The 12,975-nt window shown below is 61.8% G+C and carries 9 protein-coding genes; 1 reads left to right on the top strand and 8 read right to left on the bottom strand.

Annotated elements, in window-relative coordinates; translation table 11 throughout:
• Nucleotides 1-4: 4 nt before the first annotated feature.
• From QMG80_RS06680 to QMG80_RS06645, 8 genes are all read right to left on the bottom strand, one after another.
• Nucleotides 5-1,621 carry an efflux transporter outer membrane subunit gene (locus QMG80_RS06680; protein WP_245299922.1) on the bottom strand — a complete coding sequence of 539 codons (1,617 nt, stop codon included), beginning with the start codon at nucleotides 1,619-1,621 and terminating at the stop codon, nucleotides 5-7.
• A gap of 427 nt (nucleotides 1,622-2,048) precedes the next feature.
• The gene (locus QMG80_RS06675; protein WP_085772109.1) at nucleotides 2,049-2,870 is read right to left on the bottom strand and encodes a glycosyltransferase family 2 protein; all 822 of its coding nucleotides are present in this window, start codon (nucleotides 2,868-2,870) and stop codon (nucleotides 2,049-2,051) included.
• Nucleotides 2,867-3,802 carry a thioesterase domain-containing protein gene (locus tag QMG80_RS06670; protein WP_158658768.1) on the bottom strand — a complete coding sequence of 312 codons (936 nt, stop codon included), beginning with the start codon at nucleotides 3,800-3,802 and terminating at the stop codon, nucleotides 2,867-2,869. Before QMG80_RS06670 ends, QMG80_RS06675 begins: the two co-directional genes overlap by 4 nt.
• Before the next feature lie 111 nt (nucleotides 3,803-3,913).
• The gene (locus QMG80_RS06665; protein ID WP_102938100.1) at nucleotides 3,914-4,885 is read right to left on the bottom strand and encodes a GNAT family N-acetyltransferase; all 972 of its coding nucleotides are present in this window, start codon (nucleotides 4,883-4,885) and stop codon (nucleotides 3,914-3,916) included.
• Between the two features lie 527 nt (nucleotides 4,886-5,412).
• Nucleotides 5,413-5,583, bottom strand: a complete 171-nt coding sequence (locus QMG80_RS06660; protein ID WP_199768970.1) for a hypothetical protein — start codon at nucleotides 5,581-5,583, stop codon at nucleotides 5,413-5,415.
• A gap of 332 nt (nucleotides 5,584-5,915) precedes the next feature.
• A complete protein-coding gene (locus tag QMG80_RS06655; protein WP_085772107.1) occupies nucleotides 5,916-6,254 on the bottom strand; it encodes a P-II family nitrogen regulator in 339 nt (112 codons plus the stop codon).
• A 138-nt stretch (nucleotides 6,255-6,392) separates the two neighbouring features.
• Nucleotides 6,393-9,644 (bottom strand): efflux RND transporter permease subunit, encoded by a 3,252-nt coding sequence (locus QMG80_RS06650; RefSeq protein ID WP_085772106.1) that lies wholly within the window; start codon nucleotides 9,642-9,644, stop codon nucleotides 6,393-6,395.
• Between the two features lie 48 nt (nucleotides 9,645-9,692).
• Nucleotides 9,693-10,895 (bottom strand): efflux RND transporter periplasmic adaptor subunit, encoded by a 1,203-nt coding sequence (locus QMG80_RS06645; RefSeq protein WP_085772105.1) that lies wholly within the window; start codon nucleotides 10,893-10,895, stop codon nucleotides 9,693-9,695.
• 299 nt (nucleotides 10,896-11,194) lie between these two features.
• Here QMG80_RS06645 and QMG80_RS06640 point away from each other — a divergent pair, with 299 nt between their 5' ends.
• The gene (locus QMG80_RS06640; RefSeq protein ID WP_245299921.1) at nucleotides 11,195-12,952 is read left to right on the top strand and encodes an efflux transporter outer membrane subunit; all 1,758 of its coding nucleotides are present in this window, start codon (nucleotides 11,195-11,197) and stop codon (nucleotides 12,950-12,952) included.
• Nucleotides 12,953-12,975: the final 23 nt, after the last annotated feature.

Below are 12,975 nucleotides of genomic sequence, written 5' to 3'. Positions count from 1 at the left end.
TTCCTCACCACTCAGGCAATCGAATCTTCGGCCCTTCATCCTGGGCCCCAGGCAAACCGGGATCCGGCGGCGGAGGCTGCCCGCCCGGAGACAAGAGCTCGCCCCAGTTCGTTCGGGCGCGCATATCCAGGGCCGTGGCGGGGTCCACGAAGCCTTGCCCCTCTCTGATCTGCCATCCTCCGCCGAGCCCGCGGAAGACCGCAACCAAGCCGGTGGACACATTGCCGCTCGCCACCGCAAAGCTGTTTTGGGCCGAGTAGAGATTCTCTTCCGACGTCAGAACCGTGGTGAAGTCGCGGGTTCCCTGCTGATACTCGAGCAGCGAAATCTTCAAGGCCCCGCGAGCCTCGGTGACGCTGCGGCGCAGAAAGGCCGCCTGCGAGCGCGACAGCAAGAATTTGGAGATCCCGTCTTCCACCTCGCGCTGCGCGTTGAGCACCGTATTTTGGTAGTCGACAAGGTATTGTTGCAGGGTCGCGTCCTGGAGGCGCACATTATTTGTGATCTGCCCGTAGTTCAGCACGTTCCATTTGAACGAGGGCCCGATGGTGAAGGCCCTGCCGAGGGGTTGGAACATTTGAACGAGACTATGCCCGCTGACGTTGCTCGCCATGCCGCCGAAAGCCCCGGTGATGCTGATCGCCGGATAGAGTTCCGCTTCCGCCACGCCAATCTGCGCGCTTTGCGCGGCGGCACGCAGCTCGGCGACGCGAATGTCGGGTCTGCGGCGCAACAGATCCGCGGGAACGCCAACCACAACCTCGCCCGAGGGGGATGGAATCTTGCCAGTCGAAGAGGCGAGCAAGGAACCTAACGGCTCCGGCGCCATGCCCAACAGCACGCGCAGCGCATTCTGGCCTTTCCTGAGCTCGATCGTGAGCTGTGGAACAGTCGCCTCGGTCTGGGCGAGCACGTTTTCCGACTGATAGACGTCGAGCATCGTCGAAGCGCCGCCGTGGTAGCGATCACGCGCGATTCGGACGGCCTCCCGCTGTCGAACGATATTCTCGCGGGCGATCGCGATCTGCTGCTCGATCGTGCGGATGCCAATGTAGGTTTGCGCGACGTCGCCGAGAAGCGTCACGAGCACATCGTCGTAGCTTGCGATTGAGGCAAGATAGGTGGTGTCGGCCGACTCGACGCCGCGACGAAACTTTCCCCAAATGTCGACTTCCCACATCGCCGAAGCCATCCACCTGTCGGCCCAAAAATTCCCGAGCGTCGTCGAGTTTCCCCCTTGCGACGCGGGCGTGGCGTTGCTCGCGCGATTGTAGGAGACCGCGCTGCTCACGCTTTGCGACTGGGGATAGAACTCGCCGATTGCGACGCCGAGCTCGGCGCGCGCCTGGAGCACCTTCGTGCCGGCGCTCAACAGCGTCAGATTTTGAGCATAGGCAATGTCGATGAGCTGATTGAGGACCGGGTCGTGAAAGACACGCCACCAGTCGCGATATTCTTCGGCTCCGCTCTTTAGAGAATGGCTCCGCCATTCGAGCCAGGTGTCTGCGACCGGCGCGGGCGGAGTGACGAAGTCGGGGCCGACGGCGCATCCGGCCAAACCGGCCGCAAGCACAATCGCGCAGCCCGCCGCGCCCCCCTTCCTCGTCAGTGCCCCTGCCATGAAGGCTCCCAGTCGCATTTAAATCGAGAGCTCGCGACGACTCGATCCCTACGCAACACTCATGAAGAGCACCCGCCTATAGGCTGCGGAGCAAGCATCCTCCTCCGGCACGGGACCGATGTCCGCAACCGGAGAACTGCGCGATCAACAGAATCGCCGATTCTTGAGGAATACAGTAGAGCTTCTGCTCGGTAAAGCATCTTCCCCATGAAAGCGGGGGAAATGCGTTAAAAATTCTGCCGGTCACATTTCAGCGTATCGCGAGAGCGGGATGCGAAAAAGTGGAAACCGGTTTTTCGCGCCAATCGCGCTCTAAATTTGTCGGGAAGGCCAAGGCCCCTTCGATTTCTCCCGAAGCGAGAAAGCGAGAACTGAGGCCTGGAGTTGGCGACAAGCGAAAAAACTCGTCCGAACGATCAACGCCCGTTCACAGCACTTTCAATACCGTGCGCGCGAGGATCGCCAAGGTGTAAAACTCCAGCGCGCCCTGTTTCGCCCGATAGCTTCGCTGCATGCGCTTACGACCGTCGCGTTGCTCTTGCAGTTGCGCCGGCGGGGGTGTGGGCGAATGCATCAGCGACGGGCTTCCGATACGGTAATGCAGCGCAACCCGATCAAGAAAAAGAGCGCCGCACTCCCGCATGATGCGCACGAAGAAGTCCGCGTCTTCCATCAACCGAATCCCCGGGTCGAAGCCGCCGATCCGTTCGACGCACTCACGGCGCGCGACGCCGGCGCTGCAAACCAGCATGGGAGGCCCGAACAACATGCGGCTCGTGAAAGCGAGCCGGGACCCGAATCTCCCGCATGCAGCTGCATTGCGTGCGGCCTCGGCGAAGTAGCGTTGTTCGTGCTGCAGCTGCGTCTCGGGGCAGCCGCCAAACGGCGCGATCCGGCCGAACACGAGGCCCACGCCGGGATGAGCGTCGAAAGCCGTCTTGACGGCGGCGTAATGGCCTTCCGGCACAATGTCGTCATCGTCTAGGAAGTGGATGAAGCTCCCTTTCGCGCGGGGCCTCGCCAGGTTGCGCACCACGCTGGGAACACCGCCGGTCGGCAGAGGATTTCTCTGATAGCTCACCCGCGGATCGTTCAGCGCGCGCACGTCGTCCCCCGCCGACCCATCGGGACAATCGTCGACGACCAAGACCTCGAACGTCACGCCCGATTGCCGAAGCACACTGGCGATCGCCTCGCTCAGCTGCTCGCGCCTGCGATAAGTCGGGATCACGACCGAGAAGTCGATCAAGGCCCAACTCCGCGATCCGAGCCATCCGGTTGTACGGTCGCGCCAAGATGGGGCGTCAGGCGCTCGCCAAAGTCACGCGCATGCGGGGGACGCAATAAGTTGTGATGATCTCCCGGCGTCACATGCACCTCGATGGCGCCGGTCGCACAGGTTTTCCATCCCAGCGTGCTGTCCGCTTTATATTCAGGGGCGCGGCCAGCCGCATTAAAGAGCACGAGACGGCCCTCGTATCTCGGCGGCCTATAGGCTTGCCATGCCGCCAGCAAAACGAGCTCATTACTGCTAAAGGCGCTTGGGATCCGCCAGCCCAAACCGCGGGACGCCGCTCGGAAGACCCGAAACGCGACCTTCTTGCACCGCGCGCGGCAAAGCACGAATAGGTCATAGACGATCTGGTCGATCCTGCCATGGATAACATTACGGCCGTATTTGCGGAGCCTATGGAACAGGTACGTATGATAGTAATCCGTCCGCTGTGCCGACGGTAAAGTTTGACTGTAGGATGGATGCTCTGTGTCCAAAAGCGCAAGCAACCCAATTTGCTCGCCCTCTTCCATCAGGCGTAACGCCATTTCATATACGACCAAGCCGCCAAATGAGTAGCCGCACAGATAGTACGGACCGCGCTTTTGTATCTTGCGGAGCTTCCGGACATATTTCTCGGCGATCTGCTCGACGCTGGGAAATTGCTCCCGGCCGCTGAGAGCGGGGAGACCAAAGGAATAGACTGGCTGATCGCTCGGCAGCGCCGCAGCGAGATCGCTATAGGCGGCGCCGTCGCCATCACCGGCGCAAGCGCAAAACAGCGGTGGCCTTGCGCCGGAGTCGCGCAGCGGCACGACCCAGGAACACTCCAGCTCGACGCTTCGATGGTGAACCGTCGTCTGGCCGCCTGCGCTCTGTTGGCTCGATGAGTCTATCGGCAGCGACAAGTCTTTAGCTCCAGGCCCTGGCATAACGCGATCGATTCTAAAATTTTAGAGCGCGATTTCGCGCAAAAGACCGATCTCCACTTTTTCGCATCGCGCTTTAGCCGCAAATCCTCAGGTGAAGTTGCTTGTCTCCCGCTCCGGGAACCACAACAGCACGCGTCTGGCGTGTCGCACGGCACCATAGGCCAAGCCCGCTCGGCTTACGATCATGCGCAACTTCGGCGATCCGCCGAAGCAACTGAGAAAGCGCGCCGTTCCGCTCGTGGAGACGCCATCGAGATCGAATACGAGGCTGCGGCTATTCGCGTGCTTGATCGCCGACCAGATCAACAGGTTTATCGAACCATTATCGCCGATATTCGCAGCCCTGGTCGAGAGCAGATAATACATCCTTCCGTGTCCCCAGACGAGATATACCATCGCTGCGGGCGTTCCATCAGGCCATCTCGCGCTCAAGATCATCCCGCTGTCCCGAGCGCGGCTCTGGCGAAACAGCTCGGGAAAGTTTGCAAAATCGGTGTGACTTGCTACGTGGCGCTTCCTGAGATTGTCTAAATAGAAATCAATAAATACGTTCGGGTCATCGACATTGGAGACAGTGAATTTTTCTTCCGCCCGGCGGATATGTTGCCGAGTCTTGAAGTGCATCGCGCCCCAAAGCGTTTTCTCGTCGTGTCTGCAATCAATTTCAAAGGTATATTGTGGCTTTAGGTCGAAGCCCTGCTCCTGGAAGGCCAGGCCATCGGCGGCCGATGTGGGAAAAGCTTGATGAAAAAAGTCGAAGGCTGGAAGCTGGTCAATCAGCTCCCGAATGATCGACAGGCGTCGAAGCAGCTGCGTTTGTGGCTTCCCAACACCCGCGTCGATAACGGGCCCCAGCACATGAGTGAAGGGCGGCATGCAACATTCGACAAAGCCCAGCCGTCTCCGCACGACGAACGGAAGGCGGCCGACGACGCGGCCGTCGTTCGAAACCTTGACCTCCTGAAATTGCCCGTTTGACGCGGCCGCAAGCCACCAGTGCTCGTGAAAGAGCGCTCCTGGCAATTCTGTTTCTGGCCAGGTGGGCGCGCCCAGCAACATCTCGATCTCCGAAGGGGGAATCGCAACCCTTCATCGATGAGATTCATCCCACGGAGATTCTGACAAATCAAGAGGTCAGCGCTTGGTCACAGCCTTTGAGGCCATGAGGGGGACCGTTCGTCAACGAAGCTCATACGTGTACATTCACGCCGTCGGACTGATCATTAATGATGAAATGCGAACCCTTAGAGTGCGATGCGAAAAAGCGGAAACCGGTTTTTCGGGCGAGTCGCGCTCTAAACTTTGGAATTGTTCCACGTTATCTGCGCCTGAGCTATGGTCTCCACCGACCGTGGAGGACAGCCTTCGCGGGTTCGTCGCGATGGGGTCTGGGGCAGCGAACACAGATTGCTTAGTTCAGCGCGTTGGTGTCGAGGCAGAACAGAGTCAATTGATGGAGACCTCGTCCCCGCCCAATCGTTTGAAGCAATAAGATGCAGATGGCGACGCGCGCTAGGCGACGCCGCCACCGTCACGATCTGGTCAGATTCCAGCGGAGTCGCACGCGCGACGAGAGCATTAGACGCTTAAAAGAACATGCCGAGAGCGCCGCCAGCGAGGGCGCCGATCAACGCAGGGGACACGATCCCGGCCGGCGTGCCGGTGAACGCCCAGGCGCCGGCTGCGCCGAAGATGACCGCGCCAATGGCGGCAAACGCATAGACCTTCGGAGTGAGCTCGATTTCTTTCTCAGCCATTTTTCTCTCCCATGGATCTTCTTGTGCGTGGCCTAGCAACCCCACGCCCTTTGGCCAGTTTAGGCGCGGCTCCCCGCGTTGAACGGAGGTCCGGCGACCAATGAATCTGATGCAGTCTTGTTTTATTCGTGTGGCCGTTTTCTATCGCGTCGATGACATGAGACGACGACGAAATTTTCGCCAATGCAATTGTTTTTCGAACGACTTCGCTCGAGCCAATTCACGCCGCATGCGCCGGCACGGCAATCTGAGAGAGAATCGCTAGATGAGGCGATGTGCGGGTTACGCGCACGCCTATGTTAGGCTTGCGGTCGGAACAACTTTCACGCCGCTCAAATCGCATCCTTGTCGCGCTCGCCCGTGCGGATGCGGACGACCTGATCCAGAGTGTAGACAAAAATCTTTCCGTCGCCATGCGTTCCGGTTCTCGCGATCTCAATGATCTTCTCGATCGCCCTCTCGACCATCTCGGCGTTGACGACGACCTCGATTTTCACTTTGGGGATGAACATGGCGACATGCTCCGCGTCCCGGTAGATGTCGGCGTGCCCCGCTTGGCGCCCATAGCCCTTCACCTCGGTGACCGTCAGTCCCATCACGCCGATCTTGCGCAAGGCGTCTTTGACGTCGGTCAGCTTGAACGGACGAATGACGGCAGCCACGCATTTCATTTGCTTTCCCCGCCATCTGTCGCCGGACCGGGCCCGAGCGCCTCGCGCTGATCCTGCGCCAAAAGCATTGCGCCCCGCAATCAAAATCCCCTACCGCATCAGGCGCGGCGCCATGTGGGGCTGTGGCGTCTTGTCCGGTCAATGCGCCCGGTGGGAGTCTTCTTCGTCCGTCTCGGACGCATGCGCGCCGAAGCGCGGCGGGCTGAGGAAGACCGAGCGCAGCGCCGGCGCGACGACAAGCAGCATGATGGGGCCGAGCAGCATGCCGCCGACGACGACGGTGGCGAGCGGACGCTGCACTTGCGAGCCGATCGCGTTGGAGATCGCGGCCGGGAACAGCCCCACGCCGGCGGAGAGCGCGGTCATCAGCATCGGCCGCATGCGCTGCTCCGAGCCGTGGAAGATCGCTTCCTCGAAATCCATGCCTCGAATCGTCAGCTCGCGGAAATAAGTGATGTTCAGAATGCCGTCCATCACCGCGACGCCGAAGAGCGAGATGAAGCCGATCGCCGCCGAGATGGAGAAGTCGAGGCCCGAGACGTAAAGCGCGATAATGCCGCCGCTGATCGCGAAGGGGATGCCGGCCATGGCGACCAGGCTGTCGCGCAGCGAGTTGAAGAGACTATAGAGCAAGAGCAAGATCAACGCGAAGGTGACCGGCACCACGAAATAAAGCCGCTTCTTCGCCTCCTGTAGGTTCTCGAACTCGCCCGCCCAAAGGATCTGATAACCTGTCGGCAGCTTGATCGCCTTGGTTATGCGCGTCTGCGCCTCGGCGACCGTGCTGCCGAGGTCGCGGCCGCGCACGCTGAACTTGATGGGCACATAACGCTGGCTGCGGTCGCGATAGATGAAGGAAGCGCCCGTCTCGAGCGAGATCGACGCAAGATCGCGCAGCGGAATATAGGCGTTGGCCGAAGCCGGCGTGTTGACGCCGACCTTTATCGCGGCAATTTTGTCGATTGAGTTCCGAAACTCCGGCTGCAGCCGCACTTGCACGCCGAATTGCCGATCGCCTTCGAGCACCGTCGTCGCGACGGTCCCGCCGGTCGCGGCCTGGACGATCGTGGTGACGTCGCCGACGTTCAGCCCATAACGCGCGCATTTCGCGCGGTCGACCTTAATGTTGAGGTTGGGCTGGCCCATCACGTGGAAGACGCCGAGGTCCGCGACGCCGCGAACCTGACGCATCTCCTTCATGATCTGCTCGGCGAGATCCTCTAGCTTCGTCAGATTGGGCCCGACGATCTTGATCGAGTTCGCGCCCTTGACGCCCGACAGCGCCTCTTCCACGTTGTCTTGAATATATTGAGAGAAATTGAAGCTGATGCCTGGAAGCTCGTCCTCGAACTCCTTTTGGACGATGTCGGTGAGCTTCTCCTTTGTGAGCCGGGAGGGCCACTTATCGAAAGGCTTCAGCGGCACAAAGAGCTCGACGTTGGAAAAGGGCGAGGCGTCGGAGCCGTTGTCCGGTCGGCCGTGCTGGGAGACCACGGTGATCACCTCGGGATGACGCAGCAAGATCTCGCGCATCTTGCGCGTCGCTTCCGTGCCGTCCTCGAGCGAGATCGTCGGCGGCATCTGCGCGCGGATCCAGAAATTGCCCTCCTCGAGCGCCGGTAGAAACTCGCTGCCGAGACGCGTCGCGACGAGAAGGCTGAGAAGCAGAAAAGCGCCGCCGAGGCCGATCGCCAGATTGGCGTTGGAAAGCGCCCAGCGCAGCGCGGGCGTGTAGCGCTCGCGCAGCTGACGGACGACCCAGGTCTCGACCTCTTCGACATGTTGCGGCAAGACGAGCGAAGCCAGCACCGGCGTGATCGTGAAGGTCGCCATGAGCGCGCCCGCGAGCGCATAGGCGTAGGTTCGCGCCATCGGACCGAAAATCTGGCCCTCGACGCCGGTCATCGTGAAGAGCGGCAGAAAGGCCGTCACGGTGATCGTCGCCGTGAAGAACACCGCCTTGTCGACCTGAAGCGCCGAGATGAAGATGAGCCGCAGCCGATTGGTCCAAATCGCGGCGCGGCCGTGAGCGCCCATGGGCGTCGTTGGGTCCTCGCCCCAGAAGCCTTCGGTCAAATGACCGAGCAGCTCCTCGCGCGCCGCCTTCGGCGATTGAAAGTTCCGGAAGATGTTCTCGACGAGAATAACCGCCGAGTCGACGATGATGCCGAAGTCGACGGCGCCCACGGAAAGCAGATTGGCGTCCTCGCCCCGGATCACCAGCATGATGATCGCAAAAAACAGCGCGAAGGGAATGTTCACGCCCACGATGATCGCGCTGCGCAAGTCGCCAAGGAAGATCCACTGAATGAGGAACACCAGCGCGCAACCGAAAAAGAGATTGTGCAAAACCGTATGGGTCGTGACCTCGACGAGGGCGCCGCGGTCGTAATAGGATTCGATCTTCACGCCCGGCGGCAGCGTGCCGTCGTGATTGAGCCTTTCCGCCGCCTCCTCGACCCCGGGCAGCACGTCGTTCGTGTGGTGCATGCGGCCCATGAGCAGGATCGCGGCGGCGATGTCGTCTTCATGATCGCGCCCCGCGATGCCGAGCCGCGGCACATAGCCGACATTGACGTTTGCGACGTCCTTGAGCGTCACCGGCACGCCGTTTGTCTGCGAGAGCACGATATTCTCGATGTCCTCGGTGCGTGTGCCCCGGGTCACATCGTCAGCGCCGCCGTCGTCGATGAGGCCGATCCCGCGAATGTTGATCGACTGCTGCCCGATCTGGATCTCGCGGCCGCCCACATTGGCGTTGGCGTTTCCGATCGCCGAGATGATCTGCGGGATCGTGACGTTATAGGCTTCGAGCTTCCGCAGATTGACGTCGACGTTGAACTGCTTGGTCGTGCCGCCCCAAGAGTTGATCTGGACGACGCCGGGGATGGTGAGCATCCGGCGCGTTATGATGTAGTCTTGGATCGTGCGCAGATTGGTCAGGCCGAAATTCGGTGGGCCGGTGACCTGATAACGGTATATCTCGCCGGTGAGGCTCGACTGCTGAATCTGCGCGGATTGGCTGCCCGGCAGCGTCACTCCCTGTTGCAGCGCGATCGCCGCCTGCGTATAGGCGAAATAGTAGTCCACGCCATATTTGAAGGCCACGCGCACGAAGGAGAGGCCGTAAAAGGAGGTCGAGCGCACATTGACGACGCCGGGCACAGGATAGAGCGCGCTTTCGATTGGGATCGTGTAATATCTCTCCATCTCCTCGGCGGAGAGGCCCGCGGCCTGCGCGGTGATTTCGAGAATGACCGGAGCCGGATTGGGATAAGCCTCGATGTTCAGCTTCGAGAAGGCGAGCAGTCCGGCGGCCACGAAAATGATGACGCCGATCACGATGATCGCCCGGCGCGTCAATCCGAATTGAAGGATGGCCTTGAGCACTTTTCCGAACCTCGTTTCTTTCGACGCCTGGGCGCTCTGACCCCGTGATCAGTCGGTCGAGCCGCCGGCGAGCTTATTGCTCAAGAACACCGCGCCCTCGACGACGACACGCTCGCCGCGCTTCAAGCCTTCGAGGATCTGATCGTATCCCTCCTGGATGTGGCCGACCTTGACCGTTCTGCGCACGAAGTGGCGGTCGTCCTTCGTCGTCCATGCGCTCATCGAGCCGTCGCCTTCGCGCACCACGGCGGCGGCTGGCACGGCGGTCGCGTTGACCGCGTCGTCCAGGCGGATCGTGAAATCCGCGAACATGCCGCCGCGCAGCAAATGCTGCGGGTCTTCGATCTCCGAGCGCACGAAAATGCGACGCGTGTTGGGGTCGACGGAAGGGCCGAGCACGGTGATCGTTCCGTCGAAATCCCGTCCCGGATAGGCGGCGACATGCGCCTTGAGCCTCTGCCCGACCTTGAAGAGGGGCGTCTCCGTCTCTGGCACATTGGCGAACAACCACATGGTGGAGAGATCGGCGACCGTGAAAGGCGGAGGCGCGACGCCGGGCTGGACGAACAGGCCGGGCGCGGCGTTGCGCGTCGTGACATAGCCGGTCATCGGGCTTTTCACGACGAGGCGCGGATCGGCCTTGCGCAGAGCGATGATGTTGTCGATTTCCTCGTCGGTCTTGCCGAAGATGCGCACGGCGTCGCGCGCAGACTTCAGATTGCCTTCCGCGGTCTGCTGATCCGAGGCGGATTGATCGACCGCTTGCTGCGAGGCGCCGCCGAAGGACTTCATCTTCTGGGCGCGGGCCAGCGTCGCATTTTGCAGCTTCAGAACCCCCGCGGCGGCGATCAACGCCGATTCCGCGTTGAGGAGATCGGGACTGTCGATGGTGAACAGCACCTGATCCTTCTCGACCCTGTCGCCGACGTTGGGCAAGGCGGCGATGATTCGGCCCTGATAGGGCGTGAAGACCTGCGTCAGCCGGTTCTGATTGAAATCAATCGTGCCGACGGCCTGCCGCTCGATGACGAAGGTCCGCGTTCCCACGACGCCGATCTTGATCGCCTGGAGCTGCTTTTCATTGAGGTCGACCGCAAGCTCTCCCGGGACGGTCTCCGCCGCCACGGGCTTTACTTCGGCCGGTTTCTTGGCGAGGAAAAACGCAAAGCCCACATAGGCGACGACAAGGGCGATGAGGGCTGCGACGCCATAGCTCACATAATTTCGCGGGATTTTGGGAGCTTCACTCATTCAACCGTCCTGCGGCAGGCGCGTCTCATCGTCGTCCGGATCGCTCGCGCCGCAGTGCGGCGAAGCGGGCGTTAGGGGCCTCGCGATTGGAGGTATGGACAGAGAGCCGGCCTTTGGTCCACTGTCAAAATCAACGGTAGACCCGCTGAGGACGCATTTGCAATATCGCCTCGGGCTTTGCCGACGCGCGGGCTTGGGGGAAAACCCAAGACGGCCGCGCCGGCTTGCTCAGGTCTATGTCGCGCGAGGCCGGAACCAGAAAAAGCTTCCGGGATGCAGCCAAATTGCGGGAATGGCGGGTGAAGCAACGTTTGAGAACGCCTTTCGCCAGGCGACATCCCGTCCTTGCGGTCGCCGCCCATGTTGTAACGGGCGTGAGCGTCCTCGTTCTCTCCGGCTGCGCGGTGGGTCCGGACTTCGTGTCTCCGCCGCCGCCATCCGTCGACCGCTTCACGCCGGAGCCGGTGAAGAGCGCCGGCTCGCAGCAGGTCGTCGTCGTCGACGAGATCCCCGCGCGCTGGTGGGAGGTCTTCCACAACAAGAACCTCAACGCGCTCATCGAGGCGGCGATCGAGCAAAATGCGTCGCTGCAGGCGGCGCAGGCAGCGATTCGCATCGCCTATTACCAGGCCGAGGCGCAGAAGGGCGGCTTCCTGCCCCAGCTCACGGCGACGTCGGGCGACACTTATCAGTTCGCGAACTACGTTCAGACATTCCAGGGCGCAGGCCCGACCAACCCCTACGGTCTTTTCCAGAAAGTGTTGTCCGTCTCCTATACGCCCGACATTTGGGGGCAGAATCTGCGCGCCGTCGAATCGCTCGAAGCTCAGACCGACCAGCAGCGTTATCAGCTCGAAGCGGCCTATCTGACGCTGACCAGCAACGTCGCTTCGGCTGCGACGCAGGAGGCTGCGCTGCGCGGCCAGCTCGCCGCCACGCGCGAGGTCATTAACGAAGCGCACAACATGCTGAGCATCTTGCGCAAGCAATATGCGATCGGCGCGGTGGCGCAGGCCGATGTGCTCGTGCAGGAGGCGGCGCTGGCGCAGATGGAGCAATTGCTGCCACCGCTCGAGAAGGCGCTGGCGTTGCAACGCGATCTGCTGACCGCCTTGGCGGGACAATATTCGACCGCCGCGGTTCCCGAGACCTTCAACCTCAGAACGCTGGCGCTGCCCGACGCACTGCCTCTCACGCTGCCTTCGGCCTTCGTGCGTCAGCGGCCCGACGTGCGCGCCGCCGAGGCCAACATGCATTCGCTCAGCGCGCAGATCGGCGTCGCTATCGCCGCGCGCCTGCCCAACGTCACGCTCTCGTCCAACGCCGGCGTCGGCGCCTTCAACTTCGCGAAGCTCTTCTCGCCTTTCCCGCCGCCGGGCTCGGGCTTCTGGGTCGGCGCGAGCAACGTCGCGGCGCCGATTTTCGACGGCTTCACACTGCTCAACAAGCAGAGGTCTGCGGAGGCCGCGCTGACCCAGGCCGAGGCCCTTTATCGGCAAGCCGTGATCACGGCCTTCCAGAACGTCGCTGACGCGCTGCGCGCGCTTCAGGCCGACGCCAAGGCGGTGAGGGCGGCGATCCACTCTGAAACGGTGGCGAGGAAGAGCTTCGAGATCGTCAAGAAGCAGTTCCTCATGAAAGAGGGCAGCTCGGTCAACATGCTGCAGGTCTTGAACGCCGAGCAAACGTGGCTGCAGGCCTCGTCCACGCGCATGCAGGCGGAAGGAACGCGGCTCACCGACGTGGTGGGCCTGTTCATGGCGCTCGGCGGCGGCTGGAAGGACGAGAACTTGAAGAGGCTCTCGCCCACCCTCGGCCCCGTGCGCCCGACGCTGCCGGAGGTCGCGCATATTGACGGACCGGTCAATCCGGACTGGTTCCCGACCGGAATCGAGTTCGGCAAAAGCCTCTGGGCCTCGGACGCGATCCCGCCGCCGCCGCCGCCACTCTTGCCGCCCATGGCCGCGCCGGTTGTCACCGCGCCTGGGCCGGCCGTCGCGCCGCCTGTCGCCGCGCCGCCGCCAGCGACGGGCTGGTTCCCGAAATTTCTCGAGTGAGCGGAGCCGCAACGCACCGCCAA

The organism is Methylocystis bryophila, from assembly GCF_027925445.1.
Classification (GTDB): domain Bacteria; phylum Pseudomonadota; class Alphaproteobacteria; order Rhizobiales; family Beijerinckiaceae; genus Methylocystis; species Methylocystis bryophila.
This window is presented reverse-complemented; position numbering and strand designations above follow the sequence as displayed.

Bases quoted from the DNA above. Each gene is read 5' to 3' on its own strand.
- QMG80_RS06680 (WP_245299922.1), bottom strand. From the start codon at position 1,621: ATGGCAGGGGCACTGACGAGGAAGGGGGGCGCGGCGGGCTGCGCGATT.
- QMG80_RS06665 (WP_102938100.1), bottom strand. From the start codon at position 4,885: ATGTTGCTGGGCGCGCCCACCTGGCCAGAAACAGAATTGCCAGGAGCG.
- QMG80_RS06660 (WP_199768970.1), bottom strand. From the start codon at position 5,583: ATGGCTGAGAAAGAAATCGAGCTCACTCCGAAGGTCTATGCGTTTGCC.
- QMG80_RS06655 (WP_085772107.1), bottom strand. From the start codon at position 6,254: ATGAAATGCGTGGCTGCCGTCATTCGTCCGTTCAAGCTGACCGACGTC.
- QMG80_RS06645 (WP_085772105.1), bottom strand. From the start codon at position 10,895: ATGAGTGAAGCTCCCAAAATCCCGCGAAATTATGTGAGCTATGGCGTC.